Annotated in this window: 18 protein-coding genes; 2 read left to right on the forward strand and 16 right to left on the reverse strand. The window is 52.0% G+C overall.

The window, feature by feature from the left end; all coding sequences use genetic code 11:
• The first annotated feature begins 271 nt into the window (after positions 1-271).
• Positions 272-1,636 (forward strand): ethanolamine permease, encoded by a 1,365-nt coding sequence (gene eat, locus GIV26_RS13950; RefSeq protein WP_072446717.1) that lies wholly within the window; start codon positions 272-274, stop codon positions 1,634-1,636.
• A 110-nt stretch (positions 1,637-1,746) separates the two neighbouring features.
• Positions 1,747-1,914 (forward strand): DUF2897 family protein, encoded by a 168-nt coding sequence (locus tag GIV26_RS13955; RefSeq protein ID WP_003172675.1) that lies wholly within the window; start codon positions 1,747-1,749, stop codon positions 1,912-1,914.
• A 59-nt stretch (positions 1,915-1,973) separates the two neighbouring features.
• Here GIV26_RS13955 and GIV26_RS13960 read toward each other — a convergent pair whose 3' ends face one another.
• The 16 genes from GIV26_RS13960 to gmd form a co-directional block, all read right to left on the reverse strand.
• Complete coding sequence (locus tag GIV26_RS13960) at positions 1,974-2,822, reverse strand: urea carboxylase-associated family protein (protein ID WP_105226230.1); 849 nt, start codon at positions 2,820-2,822, stop codon at positions 1,974-1,976.
• Between the two features lie 15 nt (positions 2,823-2,837).
• Positions 2,838-3,482, reverse strand: a complete 645-nt coding sequence (locus GIV26_RS13965) for a GntR family transcriptional regulator (RefSeq protein ID WP_236281145.1) — start codon at positions 3,480-3,482, stop codon at positions 2,838-2,840.
• Positions 3,483-3,622: 140 nt separating this feature from the next.
• Positions 3,623-3,955 carry a ComEA family DNA-binding protein gene (locus GIV26_RS13970; RefSeq protein ID WP_034126706.1) on the reverse strand — a complete coding sequence of 111 codons (333 nt, stop codon included), beginning with the start codon at positions 3,953-3,955 and terminating at the stop codon, positions 3,623-3,625.
• A 313-nt stretch (positions 3,956-4,268) separates the two neighbouring features.
• Complete coding sequence (locus GIV26_RS13975; RefSeq protein WP_034126705.1) at positions 4,269-6,263, reverse strand: polysaccharide biosynthesis protein; 1,995 nt, start codon at positions 6,261-6,263, stop codon at positions 4,269-4,271.
• A 152-nt stretch (positions 6,264-6,415) separates the two neighbouring features.
• Positions 6,416-7,594, reverse strand: a complete 1,179-nt coding sequence (locus tag GIV26_RS13980; RefSeq protein ID WP_236281148.1) for a DegT/DnrJ/EryC1/StrS family aminotransferase — start codon at positions 7,592-7,594, stop codon at positions 6,416-6,418.
• A 99-nt stretch (positions 7,595-7,693) separates the two neighbouring features.
• Positions 7,694-8,320: an acetyltransferase gene (locus GIV26_RS13985; protein WP_034126703.1), complete on the reverse strand. Its 627-nt coding sequence runs from the start codon at positions 8,318-8,320 to the stop codon at positions 7,694-7,696.
• A complete protein-coding gene (locus tag GIV26_RS13990; protein ID WP_034126702.1) occupies positions 8,317-8,913 on the reverse strand; it encodes a sugar transferase in 597 nt (198 codons plus the stop codon). Before GIV26_RS13990 ends, GIV26_RS13985 begins: the two co-directional genes overlap by 4 nt.
• Positions 8,910-10,127, reverse strand: a complete 1,218-nt coding sequence (locus GIV26_RS13995) for a glycosyltransferase family 4 protein (RefSeq protein ID WP_034126701.1) — start codon at positions 10,125-10,127, stop codon at positions 8,910-8,912. The genes GIV26_RS13990 and GIV26_RS13995 overlap by 4 nt, the downstream gene beginning before the upstream one ends.
• Positions 10,128-10,129: 2 nt before the next feature.
• Complete coding sequence (locus GIV26_RS14000; protein WP_236281151.1) at positions 10,130-11,674, reverse strand: heparinase II/III family protein; 1,545 nt, start codon at positions 11,672-11,674, stop codon at positions 10,130-10,132.
• 281 nt (positions 11,675-11,955) lie between these two features.
• On the reverse strand, positions 11,956-14,100 hold the full coding sequence (locus GIV26_RS14005; RefSeq protein WP_034126699.1) for a bi-domain-containing oxidoreductase: 2,145 nt from the start codon (positions 14,098-14,100) through the stop codon (positions 11,956-11,958).
• A gap of 99 nt (positions 14,101-14,199) precedes the next feature.
• Complete coding sequence (gene asnB / locus GIV26_RS14010) at positions 14,200-16,128, reverse strand: asparagine synthase (glutamine-hydrolyzing) (RefSeq protein ID WP_047710368.1); 1,929 nt, start codon at positions 16,126-16,128, stop codon at positions 14,200-14,202.
• 10 nt (positions 16,129-16,138) lie between these two features.
• A complete protein-coding gene (locus GIV26_RS14015; RefSeq protein WP_230633839.1) occupies positions 16,139-17,449 on the reverse strand; it encodes an oligosaccharide repeat unit polymerase in 1,311 nt (436 codons plus the stop codon).
• Positions 17,450-17,466: 17 nt separating this feature from the next.
• Positions 17,467-18,714 carry a membrane protein gene (locus GIV26_RS14020; protein WP_034126697.1) on the reverse strand — a complete coding sequence of 416 codons (1,248 nt, stop codon included), beginning with the start codon at positions 18,712-18,714 and terminating at the stop codon, positions 17,467-17,469.
• Positions 18,715-18,760: 46 nt separating this feature from the next.
• On the reverse strand, positions 18,761-19,741 hold the full coding sequence (locus GIV26_RS14025; RefSeq protein WP_230633838.1) for a glycosyltransferase: 981 nt from the start codon (positions 19,739-19,741) through the stop codon (positions 18,761-18,763).
• An 81-nt stretch (positions 19,742-19,822) separates the two neighbouring features.
• A complete protein-coding gene (locus GIV26_RS14030) occupies positions 19,823-20,737 on the reverse strand; it encodes a GDP-mannose 4,6-dehydratase (protein WP_034126696.1) in 915 nt (304 codons plus the stop codon).
• A complete protein-coding gene (gene gmd, locus GIV26_RS14035) occupies positions 20,721-21,758 on the reverse strand; it encodes a GDP-mannose 4,6-dehydratase (RefSeq protein WP_236281165.1) in 1,038 nt (345 codons plus the stop codon). The genes GIV26_RS14030 and gmd overlap by 17 nt, the downstream gene beginning before the upstream one ends.
• Positions 21,759-21,773: the final 15 nt, after the last annotated feature.

Here is a 21,773-nt window from a genome sequence, read left to right on the forward strand (position 1 = left end):
CCGTGGCTGGGGGGGCCTCTTCGCAGGCAAGCCCGGCTCCCACATTCGACTGCGTTCTTTCAGTTAAAACTCGGTCAAGTGTGGGAGCGGGCTTGCCCGCGAAAGCGCCCGCCAAGGCACCACCGCACTTATGTGGTGCAACTCATGCCGCATTCAAACGCCAAACCGTCCCTTCGGCGACATAGGCATTGCTTTACGACATAGTTCTGAGGCTTGGCATAGCCACTGCAACACCTTGAATCATTCCAAACAGTTCAAGGAGCGCAGCACAATGAACACACAACTCAAACCCACATTGGGTACCTTGCATCTATGGGGCATTGCCGTGGGGCTGGTGATCTCCGGCGAGTATTTCGGCTGGAGCTACGGCTGGGGCGTCGCCGGTACCTTGGGCTTTCTGGTGACCTCGTTGATGGTCGCCGCGATGTACACCTGCTTCATCTTCAGCTTCACCGAACTGACCACTGCGATTCCCCACGCAGGAGGCCCCTTTGCCTACAGCCGTCGCGCCTTCGGTGAGAAAGGCGGCTTGATTGCCGGCTTGGCCACCTTGATCGAGTTCGTCTTCGCCCCGCCCGCGATTGCCCTGGCCATTGGTGCGTACCTGAACGTGCAGTTCCCGGCACTCGACCCCAAGCACGCCGCCGTCGGCGCTTATATCGTGTTCATGGGCCTGAATATCCTCGGGGTGAAACTCGCCGCCACCTTTGAGTTGGTCGTCTGCGTGCTCGCCGTCGCCGAACTGCTGGTGTTCATGGGGGTGGTCGCCCCTGCGTTCAGCTTCAGCCACTTCGCCCTCAACGGCTGGGCCGGTTCCGACACCTTCGGCGCCCCGGCAATTGCCGGGATGTTTGCCGCCATCCCCTTCGCCATCTGGTTCTTCCTCGCCATCGAAGGCGCGGCCATGGCCGCCGAAGAAGCCAAGGACCCCAAGCGCACCATTCCGAAGGCCTACATCAGCGGCATCCTCACCCTGGTGATCCTGGCCATGGGCGTGATGTTCTTCGCCGGTGGTGTGGGTGACTGGCGCACCCTCTCGAACATCAACGACCCACTGCCCCAAGCGATGAAAACCGTGGTGGGTGACAGCTCCGGCTGGTTGCACATGCTGGTATGGATTGGCCTGTTCGGCCTGGTGGCAAGCTTCCACGGCATCATCCTCGGCTACTCGCGCCAGTTCTTCGCCCTGGCCCGTGCCGGTTACCTGCCGTCTTTCCTGGCCAAACTCTCACGTTTCCAGACACCGCACCGGGCCATCGTCGCCGGCGGCGTGGTGGGCATCGCCGCTATCTACAGCGACGGCCTGATCAACCTGGGCGGCATGACCCTGACCGCCGCGATGATCACCATGGCGGTGTTCGGTGCCATCGTCATGTACATCATGAGCATGCTCAGCCTGTTCAAACTGCGTAGGACCGAGCCGTTGCTGGAGCGCACCTTCCGCGCACCGGGCTACCCCATCGTGCCAGGCATTGCGCTGGTGCTGGCGGTGGTATGCCTGGTGGCGATGGCCTGGTTCAATGCCTTGATCGGGCTGATCTTCCTGGGTTTTATGGCAGTGGGCTTCATCTACTTCCAGCTGACCGCACAAGACCGTGTCGATGCGCCGGCAGATGCGATGTTGACCGGACAATAGCGCCTATGAGGCAGAACGGGCCTACACTGAACTACTCAGAAAGCCCGTGACTCAAAGCAGTCATTACCGTGGGAAGCTTTCCCACGGACATCTGCCTCAAGGAGAGCCTTATGCCGTGGTATGCATGGTTGATTATGGTAGTAGCGATCGGGTCGATCGTCGGTGGCCTGATGATGCTGCGTGACAGCGCCAACAAAGTCGAACTCACCGACGAACAACGCAAACGCGTGGCCGAGCGAAATGCGCAGGCGGACGCCAAGGATGCGCAAGACAGATAAAACGCGTGTAACCCCGTGGCGAGGGAGCTTGCTCCCGCTGGGCTGCGAAGCAGCCCCCCCTACTCCCAATCCGCCTTGGCAATATGCAACCCATGTTGCCCCTTATAGGCCGCACGCTCCGGCTGGCTCCAGCCACTGAGCAACTCATCCTCCAGCCTATAGATCTCAACCCCCAACGGACGACACACCGTCAACGGGTCCTGCGCCTCCGGCCCCCACATCGGCAGCGACAGGTCCCCGCCAGGGCACGTCGACAGCGCACACAGCAGATCAATCTCGGCAAAGAACTCCAGGTAATCGCCCTTCTGCGCCGGACAGGCCTTCATAAAGTACATGTCATCGTGATTGAGCCCGGTGCACTGGAAAATATTCAACACGTCATGCACATCGAACTCCGTCAGCCCATGGGGCAATACCGCACGGGTCAGGTTCGAGTGGCAATGGTGATGAAAGTCCTCCCCCGTCAGCATACGGTTCACATAGGGGTCGCACCGCGTGCCCAACAAATCATGCAAACGCCCACCGTGCTCATCAATGCCGTAGCTGGCCAGGCTGTCATCGGTGATCGTGACCAAGGGCCTTAAAAAGGGCAGGTTCGACCACAACCGATCATGAGTGCTGACATGAGCGCCTTGCAATTGCCTGGTGCGCGCAGCCCACAAACGTTCGCGTGGGTCGTTGGCGTTCCAGACATTGAAATCTCCCACCTGCGGGCCCACCGGCGTGGTCACACGAAACACATGCCCGGCCGGCACCTTCCACGCCCTCCCCGTACGGATCGGCACCTCGAACTGTTCGATCAACGTGCGCTGGGTTTTCTGATCACGAATACGCTCATAGAACGCCGTATCCACCTGCAATGCTGAGCCTTTGCTGACCTGGTACGCGGCCGGGTAGTCTTTGTACATGGGGCATGTCCTCTATCAAGGGTGATCAAACAGGGCGAGGGAAAGGCGTTCTGAATCGTCCAGGTACAGGCTCATCGCCTCGCTGGCGGCCTGGGTTTGGTTGCTGGTTAGCAGTGTGTATATCTCATGGTCACGCTCCAGCCAGGGTGACTGGAAACGTTGCTCATCCGGCGCGGCGCAGAACGCCAGGCGCAACTGGGCAATCACCTGGGCGAAAAACTCGTCGAACAATGGGCTGCCCATCAAGGCGATGATCTGTTGGTGGAACATAAGACTGTGGGTGGCCACGGCTCGCCAATCTTCGCGCTCCCGGGCCAAGTGGGTGGAGTCAATGGCGCTTTGCATACGTGTCGATTGAACGTCCGTCAGCGGCCCGCTCTGGGCTATCGCCTGCAACTCCAGGGTGCGGCGGACGACGAAGAGGTCACGTACTTCTGCCCGCTCCAGGCGCCGAACCATCACGCCCTTATTGCGGATATAGCGAGTAAGGCCCTCCTGGCCCAGACGATGCAGCGCCTCGCGAATCGTATTGCGGGATGCGTTGTAGGCCTTGACCAGATCAACCTCGACCAGCGGCATGCCTGGCAATAGCCGTCCACCGATAATGTCGGCGCGAAGCTCCAGGGCGATCTGATCGGCTAAAGACAAAGTGAGTGTCATCGTTACCTCAAGATTGTTGAACAATCACTAAGAAAGAGGTAACCACGTTTCGTGCCAATGCTGCCTGCGAATTACCAGGCGCTAGGTCCGATAAAGAAAAGGCCGGTCAATGACCGGCCTTCTGCGCTTTTATTACATCTTCAATCAATAACCAACCTGTCGCGATTCTTCTCCAGCAGTGCCTTGCCGATGCCTTTTACTTCCAGTAACTCATCCACCGCTGTGAACGGGCCGTTGCTTTCGCGATAGGCGATGATTGCCTTCGCCTTGGAAGCACCAATCCCGAATAGATCGCGACGCAGGGTCTCGGCGTCGGCGGCGTTGAGGTTGACCTTGGTGGACTGCTCGGTCTTGGTCATTTGGGTGGAGATGGGGGTCGGAGGTTCCGGCTTGATGGACGGCGCGGCGGTGGTGGCGACGGAGAGGCTGGTGAGGAAGGCGAAGATGAGGGATGAGATGTACAGGTTTTGCATTGGTGACGCTCCATGATATCGGTAAGAGAAAAAAGCAGCTTTTCCGAAGCTGCTTTTCTAACTTAGGTGATTGCTAGAGACTGTCAAAAACTGATAAGTAACTGGGTGTGTTTAAAAATCAGGTCATAAAATTGCACCAGGCCGATCAAACTAGAATTAGTGAGAGAATCACCCAAGCGCTGCGAATCAAATCAATGCCCCCCAACCTCTCGACAATCCCAAGAGATCGAAGAGGTTGGAGGAGAGTTGGCTCTAAGCAAACAAAAAACTTTTACTTATGAAGTCACCACGAACGCCTGAATTAGATGAAAAATCAGGGATCAAGTCGTCGTTGCTGATATATCCAATCGACGATTTCACCGTCAGGAGAGTAACCACTGACCGTTTCACGTAGAAGCTGACGTACGCGGCTGTAATCGTCCTTCTCAACAGCATTAAGCAATTCTGTCAGACGTGCCTTCAATATATCCCAAGACAAATAGTCCTCACTAGCACTCATAATCATCGGGTGCGACGTCATTACAACATTGTCACCAATTAAAAGTTCTTCATAGAGCTTCTCGCCCGGTCGCAGCCCAGTAAACTCGATGGAGATATCACCTTGAGGGGCCTTATCAGAGCGAATACTCAGACCCGATAAATGAACCATTTTTTCTGCCAGCTCAACGATTTTCACTGGCTCGCCCATATCCAGAACAAATACGTCCCCGCCCTGTCCCATTGAGCCGGCCTGGATAACCAATTGGGCGGCTTCGGGAATACTCATGAAATAACGAGTGATTTTTGGATGTGTAACTGTTATTGGGCCACCCGACTTGATTTGCTTGTGAAACAACGGAATCACTGACCCGGAAGAACCCAAAACGTTCCCAAAACGCACCATTGTGAAGCGGGTTTTATTAATATAGGAAACATTGGCTTTATCACCAAACAAGACCGGAGCCATCTCCTTGCTCAATGCCTGCAGCGTCATTTCAGCAAGACGCTTGGTACTCCCCATTACATTGGTTGGACGCACAGCCTTATCAGTAGAAATAAGCACAAAATTCGCTACTTTCGCTCTTAAAGCCGCCTGCGCAGTGCTCAATGTGCCTATCAGATTATTCATTACTCCTTCAGCAATATTGTGCTCAACCATAGGTACATGCTTATAGGCTGCTGCATGATATACCGTATCAACATGCCAAGTATTCATGACATCCAAGAGTTTTTCCTGGTTACGGACGGACCCTAGGATAGGTAATAATCTTACAGTCAAAGACTCGCGTAAAACCCGCTGTTCCAACTCTTGCAAAATGCTGTAGAGATTGAACTCACTATGTTCATAAAGCAGTAATGTTGTCGGCTGAAGAGCAAGAATTTGTCGACAGAGTTCCGATCCTATTGAACCGCCGGCCCCGGTTATAAGGACCGACTTCCCCTTGATACAATGTTCCAACAAATCATCTTGCGGAGGCACGGAGTCACGACCCAGCAAGTCGGCTATATCAACTTCCTGAATATCATCAACCTTCACTCGCCCACTGGCCAGATCCATAAACCCGGGTACGCTTTGTACGTGAAGGGAAAAACCCTCAAGAAAACTCAATATTTCTCGGCGGCGCCCACGATTGGCAGAAGGGATTGCAAGAAGTATTTGCTGAGCGCCAGTCATATCAACCATCTGTTGGATATGCTTGGGTTTATAAACATGCAGCCCCGAAATGACCCGATCAGCAATACTGCTATCATCATCAATAAACGCGACAGGACGCATGAGTCTACCCATTCGTAAGGCCGCAACCAATTGATTACCCGCTGCGCCAGCCCCATAAATAGCCACCCTCGGTAATCCATCGTCTCGGCTAGTGAACGGAACATGCTGTGCAGCAGCAAACCAATCGCCTAGAAAATATTGACGCATCGCAAGACGTAGGCCTCCAATCATAATCATGCTCAATCCCCAGTAATTGAAGATGACCGAGCGCGGAACGAAGGCTTGCTGATTGTTGTTCCAATAAACTATCAGAGCGAGAATTAATGCCGACAAACTCACAGCTTTAATAATAGCAATTAATGCGTCGTTGCCGAAGTAGCGCATTACCGCGCGGTACATACCAAAACGCACAAACAGAGGAATAGCAACGATTGTGGCGCTCAAGAACAACCAAAGGTACTCCTTGAACGGATTGATCAACTCATCAACCCCTAAGCGAACAACAAAGGCCATCCAGAGAGCAAACCAGACGAGAAAAACGTCGGTCACTACTTGAAAGGCGCGTTTTTGCCGTCGCGTCAGCCCCAATAAAAAGACTCTTAACTTATCCATAACACCTTGAAACACCTCTGCTACTCCTAAGATCACACCTGCGCCTTGTTGGGTAACGGCAAGAAAACTTTTGAAGGATTCTCGTTGACCAAGACGTTAAGAAAATCCTTAAGCGTTGGAAAAACACACGCCACTACCCATGTACTAACCGATTACTCCTCGGTAGCTAGCTGCATGACCGCTTTTAGGACCGAACATGTTTTTTCAATTTCAGACCGCGTCAGCGTTGGATGCACAAGAAACATCATACTCGTTTCGCCGAGTTCTCTCGCCACCGGCAACCGGCTCGCTGGCCGCCAGCCAGTATTGTCAAACGCCTTCTCGAGATAGACCTCGGAGCAGGACCCAGAAAATACCGGAACTTCTCGCGCCGAAATCTCCGTCAGAATACGATCACGATCCCACCCGGCCTTGAGTGCCTGAGGCTCGACAAACACGTAACACTTATACGCCGCGTGAACACTACCCTCAGGCGCGATTGGCACACGCAACCCCTTGAGTTGGCTGGCGCACTCCCATATCTGACCCGCATTCGCAAGCCGACTGGCTTGCCAATCTGTCATGCGTTTGAGTTGAATCCGACCGATTACGGCCTGAACCTCTAGCATTCTCCAGTTCGTACCGAAGCTTTCGTGCAACCAGCGAAAGCCAGGGGGATGGTCACGTTCATAGACTGCCTCCCAGCTTTTGCCATGATCCTTGAACGACCACATATCCGACCACAGCTTACGATCGTTGGTTGTGACCATTCCGCCCTCGCCGCCTGTCGTCATGATCTTGTCCTGACAAAAGGACCAGGCTGCGATGTGGCCAATTGACCCCACTGGGCGCCCCTTATAACGAGCACCATGAGCTTGGGCACAATCTTCGATCACTTTAAGATCGAACTCCTCGGCCAAAGCCATGATCGGATCCATGTCACAAGGCCAGCCGGCCAAATGCACACAGATTAGGGCTCGGGTGCGAGGAGTCAGCACAGCGCGGATAGTCTGCGCGCTGAAGTTCTGAGAATCGCGATCCACATCAGCGAAAACCGGAACAGCCCCGGCATTTACAATGCTTGAAACAGAAGCAAGAAAAGTGCGTGAGGTGACAATTACTTCATCGCCGGCACCAATGCCCAAAGCCTTCAAGGCAAGGTCCAGGGCAACCGTTCCGTTGGCCAGCCCGATGGCGAATTCGGTTCCCGCCCATGCCGCGAACTCCTTTTCAAACTCACGCCCCTGTGTACCGGTCCAGTAGTTAACCTTATTGGACAGAACCACATCACGTACGGCATCAGCCTCTTCTTCAGTAAAAGAAGGCCAAGGAGAAAATGGTGAATTCAACACAACCAGTACCCGTCAGTTTTCATTCGAAAATATGAAAGACTCGTCAACATGAGCCCCGTTGCAATTCGCTCGACACGTTGTTCACGCAGCGACGACTTTTCAAGAACCGTGCAATAACCTGGCCGGTACTCCGGCGACTGTAACCTCGTCTGGCACGTCTCTGACTACTACGGCTCCAGCGCCAACCATGACCTTTGAACCGATGCTCACAAGTTGTCGTACGCAGGCGCCTATGCCTATCCAGCTCATATCCTGAACGCAGACGCCCCCTGCAAGCCGGGCGCCGGGGCTGATGTGCACACACGACCCCAATAGACAATCGTGGTCAACACTGCAGCCCGTATTGAGAATAGCGCCACTGCCAACTCTCGCATCGGCATTCACAACCGCTCCAGCAAAAATCACCGATCCCTCACCAACCGTGGCATACCGGCTGACTGTTGAACCCGGATGGCGCAGCGTAACCAGTTTAGCGCCCGCCGCCTTTAGTTGGCCCAGTTTTGCTTGGCGGACCCGATTGTTGCCGATCGCCACCAGCACTCCGTCATATTCATGCACAGCGGCCATCAGCCTCTCGGTGTTGCCTACAACATTCCAGGCACCATTTCGCACCAAGCCAGGCCACGCGTCATCGAAGAACTCAATGATGTCCCATCCACAGCATTCGGCTGTATCCGCGACGACTTTGCCATGGCCGCTTGCACCTAATACCGCAAGGCGGCTCATGACTTGGAGCCCGTAAACTTCGATGCTGTAGCTTCGCCCTCGGCACTGATACCGTCACGTACCAGAACTTTTTTGATTGTCAGGAAAATGACCTTAATATCCAGCCAAAAAGACTGATTATCAACGTACCAGGTATCCAGCTTGAACTTTTCTTCCCATTCGATTGCATTGCGCCCGTTGACTTGCGCCCAACCACTCACGCCCGGGCGCACCTCATGACGACGGTATTGCTCTGCGTTGTAGAGAGGCAGATATTCCATAAGCAGCGGACGAGGGCCCACAAGACTCATATCGCCTTTAACCACATTCCACAACTCGGGCAATTCATCCAGGCTACTGGACCGCAGGAAACTCCCAAAGACTGTCATGCGTTGTGAGTCTGGTAAAGGCTCGCCGTTCGCATCATGAGCATCTCGCATCGTGCGGAACTTGATCATTTCGAATGGTTTGCCATGACGACCTGGACGTACCTGACGAAACAGAACGGGAGATCCCAGTTTCTTGCGGATGTTCCATGCAATTACTGCTATGACCGGGGAAAGCAGAATTAGTCCAAGCAAGGACGCAAATAAATCAAACCCACGCTTGATCATCTGGCAACACCCTCCAGCCAATCCACAAATCGATCGGCCAACTTGCGTCGATCAAACTCTCTGACCGCCAATTCTCTACCGCGTGCGCCCTTGTCCAGCAGGTCGTTACGATCATCTGCCGCCTGTATCAAAGCATCTGCGAACAGCGCAGCATCGTCGGGAGGTACGACAAAACCGCAGTTTTCCTTGGCGATCATCTCAGCAAGCCAGCCAGGATAGTTATTTAAAACAGGTAACCCCGAAGCGATATAGTCGAAAAACTTGTTAGGCGACGTACCGTAGTAAAAGGCTGGTACGTTTGCCAATATTTGCAGGCCTAGATCTGCGCTGGCCATCAAACCTGACAACCGGGCCTTGTTCACCGGGTCGTGAAATATCACATTGTCCAAGTGTTCTTGCGCTGCGCGTTTTTGAAGCGCGGGTTTAAGCTTGCCCTGCCCGATCAAAACCAGCCGGATATCATCGCGCTTTCGCAGTTTCAGTTCTCGAGCTGCATCCAGTACCGCATCCAGGTTGTTGGCCACCCCGTGAGTGCCGGCAAAAACCGCAACCAGATGATTTTTATCCACGCCAGCCGGCAACCATGGCTCAGCATGCGTATTGAAAATATCAAGGTCACAACCGTTTGGAATCATTTCGATTCGATCATGTGCTACACCGCGGTGCGCAATACCTTTCACAATACCGGGTGACAAGCCAATGAGGCGGTGAGCCGAACGATAACTCGCCCACTCAAGGAAAGACATGGCAGCAAGGATCACTGGATTACGAATGACGCCCATCGCTTTCGGCAGCTCGGGCCAGAGATCCCGAACCTCGAATATAAAAGGCTTATTGCGAAACCACCGGGCGAATATCCCGGGGATACCAGCTGTCAACGGCGTAGTGGTCGCAAAAACCAGGTCGTAACGCTCGGTTAACGCAATACCGATACTGCGCACCGCAAACTTCAAAAAGCTCAGCGCTCGGACAAACAGGCCATCGCTGTTGGAGTACGCCAAGTCAAATTCAATGATCTCGATACCATCGACCATACCTTGGCGTTTTCCACCAACGAAAGGGCTTTCCAGCCCGGTTTGGCCACCACCATAGCTGCCACAGACCATTGTCACCTGGTGCCCCCTGGCAACCAGACGACAAGCCATCTCATAAGACCGAATACCGGTCGCTCCTTTCGGAGTCGAAAAATGCTGATGAAAATAAAGGACTTTCATGTCTACCAGTGATACTCCGTAGTCAAAACGCCCGCCGAAGTCACCTCAACCTCTAGCACCGGCACTTCAGTTTTTTGTAAGTAGTAACGAGACTCCCAACCCTGGACGAGCTCTCGACGAACGATAGGCATGCTGCCAATGACCGATATTCGATGCGAGCCGTTGGTCAGAACGTCGCCTTCAAGCCGCCAGTCCCCCGGCTGCAAGCGCCATCGTAGAACTGCACGATCCTTGAACCCGGTAAATTCATCTCTGACCTGCAAGCCGACATCCGTCAGACTGACGTGCCGCTCGTGACGGACTCCGCTACCATCGACATACGTGGCGCCACATGAGCTGGCGGCAACCTGGTCAACCAGGCTTTCGACCTCGCGCGTTCGCAGCCATTCCCCAAAAAGAAACCGGCTGAGCCTGGGCATCTGGTCTCGCCCATCAAATTGAAGCGTGTTGTGGCTGGCGGTTCCAGGAAAATAACTCAGCCACTGCGCTGAGGTGTTGTAGCTGAAAGTACCTGCGTCCCGGAGCAAGTTAATACCTGCACGCCATAGATCCACATGCAGGGCATCTGCCTGGCTGGGCCGAAATCGGAATCGCGGATAGCGCAATACGGCGTAGGTCTGCTCACGCCGTAACAATGCATAACCACCATGATCAAACAGTTGACTAGCTGGCCGTGCCGCTACAGCCGATGGACTCGGCAGCAGCAGCCAGCGCAGTGGCAGATCCCACTCACCTGCAGCTTCGTAGGCTCTCTTTCCGGCAAACAACGCCATGGACAACTGGACGGCAGGCCTGAAATCGCGATAGTCCGTATCCGTCAGTGGGAGCAGTCGGGCGCCATCATTTGCGCCAATGTTCGGAGCATCACCCGTATGCTCGTCGACTAACGAAAATAACCAATGCGCGGCTGCGCGAGCCCTGAGCTCGAAGGTGGCAGAAAACGCCGGGAGCGCCAGTTTTTTTCTCCAGACTTCAACCATGGAAAACGTGTCGAGCATCACTCGGTGATAATTGACGGAGTACTGACTGAAGCTGCCGTCTTGCTCAATCAACCGAGCGGCACGATTTTCAAGCCATCTGCGCCCCAAACGCTGCCAGCGTTCGCCCTCAGGGCGACCACTTAACGTCAACCAACTACCGCCGACAAAAAGCGCAGCCGCCTCCGAAGTCCCGTGGTTATTATCCTGAGCCATCGCATAGCTCAGCGTCGGCTCAATACGCTGGAGATGCAGCAGAACCAGGTCCACGAGACCTGGTAATGGGCTGGCAAACTGTTCGAGAATGACCGAACTCATTGCCAAGTGCAGGACTCGAATGGACGCCTCCTGGCCGCACTTCCAGTTAGGACCGCAATAGGGAGGATTATTGACGCACCAATCCACCAGCCAAGCGTTTAACTGTACAGTTCCCGCAGAGCCGCCAACACAGGACTTCTGGGCAAAGGTCAACGTCCAGTCAAAGCGCGACGCTTCCCAGATATTCTTTATATCACCGACAGCGGCATCAAAATCAGGAATCCGCCACCATTCCCGTCCAGGATCAGGCACTCGAACTCCATTCAGAGGATTCAAATGCCAATCAGGAGGTGCGTCAGATATCGGGCATTCCCATGCCCCGAAATATCGGACCTGGGAATCCCATTGGGATGCACATGGTAACGAGGCGGCCTGTCTAGCACTTTCCGCAAAAAACGGCCCCAGGGGAACTTCAGCCCGAAGGCGTCGGACCGGGTTCAAGCCCGTCTTGACCCCAAGCCGGTAGCCCAATGCACGCGCCAGATTGCCAAAACCGAGAGCTAGCGCAGTTTTGGCCTTAACAAGAAGAAGGCTCATTGCTCGCGCAGAATCCGGGCAACTTCAATGCTCACGCGTGCCACTTCGAATATTTCATCAGAGGTGATCGGCGTGACAGTCCCATTTTCCACCGCGGCCAGGAAAGCCGCAGCACACTCGCTTTGCCCCTTGTTCTGCTTCCAGAGATTCAGCTTGCTGAAGCCCGGCCAACCGAAACCTTTCAACTTGCGGAAGTTATCCAATTGCAGGACACGTCCAGCAGCGAAGACTTCAACCCGCTCTTTTGGAAAGCTTGAAGCGCCATTGGCCAGATAGTGGATTGTGCCGAAAGAGCCATCCTCAAACCCGAGGGTAATTGCCGCTTTATCTTCAGTAATTGCTACAGCTGGCGTATCCCCCATTCTACGGGCCTGGATCGAAACAATTTTGCTACCTGCCAGAAAGCGCATCAGATCAATGAAATGACACGCTTCGCCAATAATACGGCCACCGCCGACTGAGGGGTCCTGGGTCCAGTGATTCGAGGGAATCGCTCCGGCATTCATCGTCATGATGAAAGACTTGGGTTCTTTGACAGCCGCAAGCAACGCCTTCATCTTTTGTACCTGAGGCGAAAAACGTCGATTGAACCCAACCATCAAATGTGGCTTGAGCCCTTTTTCAACGGCATTTCGATAGGCTTCTTCAACCGTTACCAGATCCTGGGCTTCAATTGCCAAAGGCTTTTCGACGAAGACATGTTTACCTGCCTCCAACGCCTGGCTGACAAAATGAGCATGGCTGTCGTGACGAGTGACAATTGCGACGGTGTTGATCGTACGCTCGCCAAGCATCGCATTGATATCAGTCGAGGCCTGTGCAAATCCTGCCTTGCTACCGTGAATGACACCATTGATACCGCCGGCAGTAACAATCGTATGGAACTGAGCACCTGCGGCCTTAAATGCCGGTATCAGCATTCTTGATGCATAGTTTCCTGCGCCAATGAAGCCAACAACAGGTTTGACGGGGTCGAAACTGGCCGCCGCACCGGGTGCCAGTACTACTTCCTTGATGTTTCGCTCGGTATCTTGGGAGGTGTATTGAAGAATGATGCCCAGCGCCGAATTATCCGTCGTAAGCGTCTGATAGGCATCCGCTGCTTCTTCGAATGCAACCCGATGGGAGATCAGCGAGTTGACCTCCAATTGGCCGCTGGCGAGCATATCCAGGACGGCTTCGAAGTTGCGCTGTTCAGTCCAACGGACAAAACCTATCGGGAAGTCGTTGCCTTGATCTTCGTAACTTGGATCATAGCGCCCGGGCCCGTAAGAACATGAAACCTGAAATGTCAGTTCCTTTTCATAGAAGTCAGCTCGACTCAACTCAAGCCCGGTTACCCCGACCAGAACAATACGTCCCCGTTTGCGACACATATGTGCCGCTTGGGTGACAGGATCGGAAGACTTGGTAGATGCCGTGATAATGACGCCATCCACTCCTCTTCCGCGGCTGAACGTCATCCCCGCAGAAACGACATCCTCTCCCTTGCCGGGATTGCATGTTTCGGCACCATAACTGCGAGCCAAAGCCAGCTTTTGTTCATCGAAGTCAATGGCAAGTACTCGACAGCCTTGAGCCCGCAGCAGTTGAACCGTCATCAATCCGATCAGACCAACGCCGGTGACTACGAAGGTTTCCCCCAGTGTCGGTTGAGCGAGCCGGATACCCTGCAAGCCAATACTGGCCAACACCGTAAACGAGGCGGCTTCATCGCTCACCGAGTCCGGAATCAAGGCACACAGATTCTTGGGAACAACAACGATATCGGCATGAGGACCATTGGAAACAACACGGTCGCCGGGCTTGAAGCCGGTCACATCCTTCCCGACGGCACCCACGACACCTACATTGCAATATCCAAGGGGCAACGGTTGTGCAAGCTTCGAGCGAACGGCTTCGACGGTTGTCGCCAAGCCATCAGTCTGAACCTTTTGCAGAACCATACGAACCTTGTCAGGTTGCTGGCGAGCTTTTTCCAACCAGTTGGCCCGCCCAAACCCTACCAGCATGCGTTCCGTGCCGGCAGAAATCAGCGTATTGGTTGTATTGATCTTTAGCGCGCCACTGCGAACAGCGGGAGCCGGCGCGTTAACCAATGACGTCTCACCGCTAGCCATGTTCTGAACAACCTGCTTCATGCATTCACACCAATAAAGTTAAAAATTCACTCATCACTGAGAAACTTGTATAGAGCTGTCTATCCTACCATCGGATATGGTCGGGGCGTCGGCGCCCACTCAACCGTCGAGGGCGAAATTGCCGTCCAGGTACTGCTTGCACCAGAGTTCCATGCAAACGATGCCGAACAACGTATAGGCAGCGTCTATTCGACCAGAACGATCTGCATCGATCAGATGCGCCACTGCCTTAGGGTCGAAAATCCCCCTCTTAAGCAGGGATGCAGGAGAAAGCACCTCATCGACCAAAGGCTTCAAACGTCCTTGTAACCAGTTGCGAAGCGGCACACCGAAGCCGGTCTTGGGTCGGTAGATAACATCGTGAGGCAGATAGGGTTCCATGGCTTTCTTGAAAATCCATTTCCCCTCCCGACCTTTTTGTTTGATATCCGAAGGCAATGAACCTGCCAGGCGTACCAAATCAAGATCCAGCAGCGGTACACGCACTTCAACGCCCGTCGCCATACCCATTTTATCGGTGTAATTGAGATTGTGATCGGTGAGAAAATGCTTGCACTCCAGGGTAAGCATTTTATCCAGGGGCGTAGCATCCGAAGGTAGCCGCGAGAGTGTTTCTCGCATGGGGGCAAACAGATCATCTGCTGCCAACTCACGTCGCAAGTCCGGGGCTAACAAACTATAAGCCTGATCAGGCTCAAGCCAAAGGAAATAACTGATCAAGCGATCATTTGCCGGCAAGTCCGCGTATCGAAAAGCCTTCCCGAGACGGCGAGACAGCGGAGAGGATGCCGGAAGCAAACTTGAACTACGGGCCAGTACCGAGCGCAGCGGGCGAGGCATCCCTCCCCACCAACGCTCTTGCGCCAAAGCGAAATGACGGCGATAGCCGGTAAAAATGTCATCCCCCCCAGCACCGGACAACAGAACCTTAATGCCGTTCTGGCTTGCCAGCTCGGAAATGAACAACGCATTCAATGCAGCTGGATCCGGCGTAGGCTCATCAAGCAGATAAACCATTTCTGGTAGACGATCCATCATCTCATCACCGACGCCTACAACATGTAGGTCGACGTCCAGATGCTTGGCAACGCGCTGTGCGTACGGAAGGTCATCCGCGAAGCCTTCGTTTGCAGTGGATCCATTGTCGACACGAATACTGAAGCACTGCAACCGCCCTTTATCGCGTATTTCCTGTGCGGCGAACGCAACTATGGCGCTGGAATCCAACCCGCCTGACAAGAATGAACCCAACGGTACATCAGACACCAACTGACGCTGGACGGCAGTCCTGACTGCATCGGCGACATCGACAGCGACATCGGCAACCGTTTTTTTCAGAGGTTTCTCTGAAATAGGCAGTTCATAATAGAACCAGCTCTTCTCGATATGCCCATTACGGACACATAAGGCTTGGCCAGGTAAAACTTTTTTGATATCCCGCACAATCGTGCGATCGCCTGGCGACCAAAGAAAACCAAGGTGCGCGAGCACGGCTTGCGGGTCAATTTCAGTTTTACTGAAGCCTCCTCTGATCAAGCCTTTCATTTCACTTGAAAATGCAAAGCAACCATTATTGGAATGGATATAAAGCGGTTTGACACCGAGCTGATCCCGGGCCACCCAAAGTGTTTGAGTATCACGTTCCCAGAATACGACCGCGAAAATCCCGTTTAACCGATTCAAACACTCGATTCCGTAGCGACAGAAGAGCGCGAGCAATACTTCGGAATCTGACTGGCTGGAAAAATGATCTCCCGCAGCTTCGAGATGAGCTCTTAACTCACGAAAGTTATAGATTTCACCATTAAACACCATCACCACTCGCCCATCGGCAGAGACCATCGGTTGATGCCCGGCTGAAGTCGTATCAAGAATGGAAAGGCGCACCTGACCCAGCCATACACCAACGTCGGTATCAGACCAAACACCTTGATCATCTGGCCCGCGACGTCGAATAAACGAAAGCGCTGAAGAGAAATCAATAGACTCTCGCGTTCCGTTATGGATGTAGCCCAAAATTCCACACATATCAATTTCTCTAAATTGGGTTGTTAACAGGCTCGTCGCGCTTTGAGCTCAAGAACAAAAAAGGTATTAATATAGACGCTATGAGAAGAGCGACCGAAGCCAATTCGCCTCGAAAAAGGTGAAGCAGGGAAGCCACCGCCAATGCATATAGACCTAGCGCTCGATCACTTTGAGGGTTATAGATAACCGCGCCATACAGCCGTCCTCCTATAAGCCCAAGGAAAAAACCGCCAAACAGTACACCTAAGGTACCAAAATTCATGTAAAGCTCACCAAAAATACCCGGTGGCATTGTCGTGCCCTGCAAAAGCCATTTATCTGGCCAAAAGGCTTCTGTAAATACACCCGCGGCAGTGAGCGGCTTATCGGGAAAAAGACCCGAAGGGATCAAAATCAACACGAGCATCAACAGAGTTGTTCCGTTTTGCCATTCAAGCCTTTCAGGCATCGCATCTACCAGCACAGTCATTGTTTGCAACTGCATTAGGTTGCCTGTGAACTGAGTCGCCAAAAAGTGAATGAAGGATAGAAAAACACCTTGCTCTTCGTTAATAAAAAAGAACTTGCCAGCCACAAGAAATTCTTGCTTAAAAAGATGATACGCCATTAAAGAGACAAACATCACTCCGCCAAGCACAGCCCCTTTTATGAGGTTGACACGTTTAACACGATAATGCCTAACGACAATCATCGCCAATACAATAATGAAAATTGTCGACTTCTGACCTTGAAGCGCGCAAATAAACAAACCACTAAAAAAATATAACCAAAAACAAAAGCGTTCGGACAGCGTTCTTTTTTTACTGCCCGTCAGGCGTATAAACCAGGCAAGCGAGACAGACAGAAACAGATTCTGAAGAAGAAACAGGCCGTTCAACCCTGCAAATGCTCTTATTCTATCGCTCGCGCCATAAAGCAGCCCCCATACCCCTCCGAGGATTATAAGAATGGCTGCAAAGGCCAGCAGTGCCATTAACGTAAATATTGTAGACCTTTGAGAGAAGATTCTGGAGCTCACTATGTAGCGAACCCTAACGGGAAAATTCAAGTGAGTCTTTCGCCCTAACCAACAGCCCATTAAAACAAAAACCAAAGCCAGAACATATAACAAAACAGCATAATCTATAGAACTACTTTTATCCGAATAGTTGAAATTCCAATACAGACTAAACCCATCGAACCCCATAATGAATGGATACAGCGGAACGATCACGCCGGCAAACCAGATCACCATAAAGAAAAAACCAAAACCAAAACAATCAAATACTCTCTTTCCAATAGGCGTTCGTAAACGCCCTTGCTCCGAATATTTATCTTCCAAGGCATTATCCTCTAGAGTCATAAATCAGCGAGACGGAGTCTCACCGCAACCAAAAGCAGCATAGAGGACAAAACAACACCCGTTGCATACCCCAAAACACCCGCCCACGCCCCAAAAGGCATAATGCTCAAGTATAAAATCAAAGCAACGCTCAGCCCTTCGACTATATTGACTTTCAAACTCAAACTAAATACACGCAATGCAAGCAACATAGTACCACTCACAAGAGCAATAGCTTTCAACGGCAGCGTTAATGCCAGCACAAACATATAGATAGCTGCCTGTTTGTAAACACCTCCCACAAGCAAAAACCATACAAGGGAAATCACTATCAACAACAACGCAACCGAAGAGGATATCTTCAACATACTTCTGAAGAACGCATGATGCCTTTCACGCAGCATCTCTTTATCGTTGACTACTTCCACCAAATCTGGGATAGCCCTTTGCGCGATGATTGTCAGTGGAAGCAAACCAAGACTAAGACTCAACAAAGCTATACCAAAAAAACCGATCTCATCAATTTTCACATGATAAGCAGTCAACATAAGTACGGGCAAACTATCGACCATCAAACGCACAAATAGACTTGCATTGACAGTCACCCCGGACTTCGCGGTCATCATCAACTCACGCCTGTTTACCAAGCGAAAATCCAGCGCGCTAAAAATATACGACCGCAGCTTCCACCACACAGCAACAAGACAGAGTAACTCTCCAATATAACGAGCCGTCATCCAGCCTTCGATACCAAAAAACTTGGTCAACACAACATGCAGAACAATGCTGACACCCGTAACCAACATCAGTGCGAAGTAAATCTCACGTATCACCTTCGCACCCTGCGCAAACCCCGTAGTTACACGGAGCAAGTTAGTTAACAGCACTAAGCCACAGGTGGTAAACACGTAGGAGCTCATTACAGAGTTCCACACGAACTTATTTGCAACATATATACAGGCAATGACACCGATTGATGCTATAACTACTAGCAGAAAAACCTGTCGAAGCACTTCATTTTTATCAGTAGTGCCATTACTTGCCGCGGTATCACGAATGGCGATACTCTGCATACCCAAGCTACCTGCAAGGATAACAAGAGCAATAATTGTTTCCAGCGAGCGCACCATGCCAACAACTGATGGGTCAACCCAAGGCGTGATTAAAAACTGACTTATTATTACCCCACCTTGAATGCAGGCGGTGATAACAACAAGCTGTAATAGCCTCGAGTTTTCAAACATGCCGATCAGACGACTCAACACGCGGTACCACCATCGACTTTTATGTGTACTCTCACTGGAACTCTCCTTATTTCGCCAGCGACAAGGAATCCAGAACACTTTTCAGCGCCGAACGACGAGCTGCGATGGAATAGTTCGAGGAGATCCATTGGTGTCTGGCTTTGGCGTCTTCAGCACAAACCGGCGTTGCGACAACAGCCTCCATGGCGGATGCAATTTCCTCTGGGCTGTCTGGCTGGACCCAGTAAGCGAAGTCACCCGCAACTTCTGGCACCGCCCCCCGTGGAGAAGTTATAACTCGCGCCCCACACGCCAGTGCTTCACCGATTGCATGCCCGAAACCTTCGTAAAGCGTTGGCTGAACATAGGCCAGGCAATTTCGATAATGGTGCAGTTTCTCTTCATCAGAAATCATTCCGACAAACTCTACCTTCTCTTCTATGCCCAAGCGCTGTGTCAGGGCCTTTAGCTCCTGCAGATAATCACCATGCTTACCAGCAACAACCAGTCGAAGATGGCTGGCACTAGCCGAAACCCGCGCGAACGCCTCTATCGTCGGAATGAGCCCTTTGCGAATGGCATTGGTACGGCTCGTCCAAGTTACCGTGAAAAAATAATCCGACTCAACAGTTGGAGCCTCGCCAGGAGAATAGTAATCGGTGTCAATCGCTAGCGTTGCGTACACTGGATTTCTGACACGCAGGTTAGCGGTAACCTCTTCACACTCTGATCTTGAGATAAACAGGTTTCGATCAGCTAACAACAAAGAGGTACGCAGTACCGCCTTCTGCCACAAAGGCCGATCTAGGTAACAGAGACCCGGAATTTCCTTCCGGCAGGTAGAATAATCAAAAGCTCCAGTCACTATCACCGGCCGACGGCGTAGCTTCCCGGCGAGCAATGGAAGCGGCGAGTGCCCCCACCACCAACAAAAATAAAGATCCGCCTTCCAGTCTAATGTGCCTGGCGTCCCGGACAAAACAACTTCATGCCCAAGCTCCTTGAGAATTCGGATATCCACCCGATAAAACTCGACTTTGTCAAACATCTCGCGCCAATTAGCATGAGCAGACATATTAGCAAAAAAACATATGCGCACTAGAGCACCGACCTGTTACCAGCCACGATATTAAACAAATGCCTTCTGCTGATACATTGATAGCAATGTATCGTGCAAGCTAGGCACATCAATTTTACCTACCGTATCAAAGAGTTTGGCTGGACTGCCGTAAAGTTCTTTAACTTCATCCTCTCTGACAAAGGCAGGATCAACTACAACCGCTGGCCGATAACCTGCGATCTGCTCCATCTCATCAATCACGCTTAACAAGGAAATGCTACGACCCGAGCATATATTTATAAACTCGCTGCGCTGATTAGTCGTCAACAATCTTGTATATGCCTCAACCACGAAACCCACATCAGATAGATCGCGAGAAACATCCAGGTTACCTAATCTGAGCTCTTTTTCCCCTCGAGCAAACGCGCCCACGATCTTGGAGAAAACGAACGACTCCGATTGGCCGGGGCCAGTGTAGTTGAAAGGCCGCACTACCAGTATGGGCATACGAGAAAACCACTTGCGAACAAGCGCCTCCATCGTTAATTTGCTCAACGCATAGTGATTAACAGGCTGCGGCTCACTGCTTTCAGAAACAGGCGACGAGATTGCATTTCCGTAAATATTTGCACTGCTCGCAATTATAATTTTTTCTACAACTATCTCCGCCTCCTTAATCGCATTAAGAAGGCTTTCCGTACCCAATACATTGACGCGATAGTATGATAAGGCATCGCTGCCAGTAACATGGGCCAACGCGGCTAAATGAATAATATGAGTAGGTTGAACCTGCTTCATCCAATCACTTAGTCGCTTCGTATCATTAAGATCCGCGTCTAGGTGATCAAACTCACAGGCGAGCCGCACTCCTCCCAGGCCAGCAACGCGCCAGCCGGCCTTGGTGAGATTTTCCGCCAAGTGCTTTCCAGTGAAACCCGAAAGCCCCGTAATCAGCACCGTCCGCTCTTTACTTTGAAGTGCCATTGCGAACCCTTCTTAGATCAGCGTCAACCATCAACTGGCACAGTTGCTCTAGTGTGGTTTCTGGTTTCCAACCCAATCGCTCTTTTGCAAATGACGCATCGCCAATCAACAATTCTACTTCTGCAGGTCGATAGAAGCGCGGGTTGACTTTTACCCTAGTGATACCGGTTCGACGGTCAACACCAAACTCGTTCTCAGCGCTTCCAGACCACTCGATATCAACACCCACAGCTTTAAAACTCATCGAAACAAAATCACGAACGGTTTCAGTGCGATTGGTAGCGAGTACAAAAGTTTCCGGCGTGTCGACTTGCAACATTCGATGCATGCCATCTACATACTCTTTAGCGAACCCCCAATCCCGCTTGGCATCCATATTTCCAAGTTCCAGGACTTGCTGCTTGCCAATTTCGATACTGGCAACAGCATCAGTAATCTTGCGAGTAACAAACTCTTTCCCCCGCAGAGGAGACTCGTGATTGAATAGAATGCCGCTGGTAGCAAAGATATCGTACGACTCACGATAGTTAATCGTTGTCCAATGCGCAAACAGCTTCGCAACACCGTAAGGACTACGCGGATAGAAGGGTGTACTCTCAGATTGAGGAACCGCCTGGACCAATCCAAACATCTCGGATGTCGAAGCTTGATAGAAGCGAATCTTGGGATTTACTATACGGATTGCTTCGAGCAAATTGAGCGCACCGACACCAGTAATCTGTACCGTTGTGATTGGCTGATCGAACGAAACACCTACAAAACTTTGAGCCGCGAGATTATAAACCTCGTCCGGTGCGCAATTCTGAATTAAACGAATAGCCCCGGACAGATCAGTCAAATCAAATTCTACGAGGTGGAGATCGTCATGCTCAAGAACTCCCAGCTCCTCTAACCGCCAGAAACTTACAGAACTTGTCCGGCGATAAGCGCCGTAGACTTTATAACCCTTGGACAACAGTAGTTCGACAAGGTACGCCCCGTCTTGACCTGTAACACCCGTAACCAGCGCGTGCTTCTGCATCGATACAACTCCTAA

Source organism: Pseudomonas sp. PA-1-3F, from assembly GCF_021609665.1.
Classification (GTDB): Bacteria; Pseudomonadota; Gammaproteobacteria; order Pseudomonadales; family Pseudomonadaceae; genus Aquipseudomonas; species Aquipseudomonas paracarnis.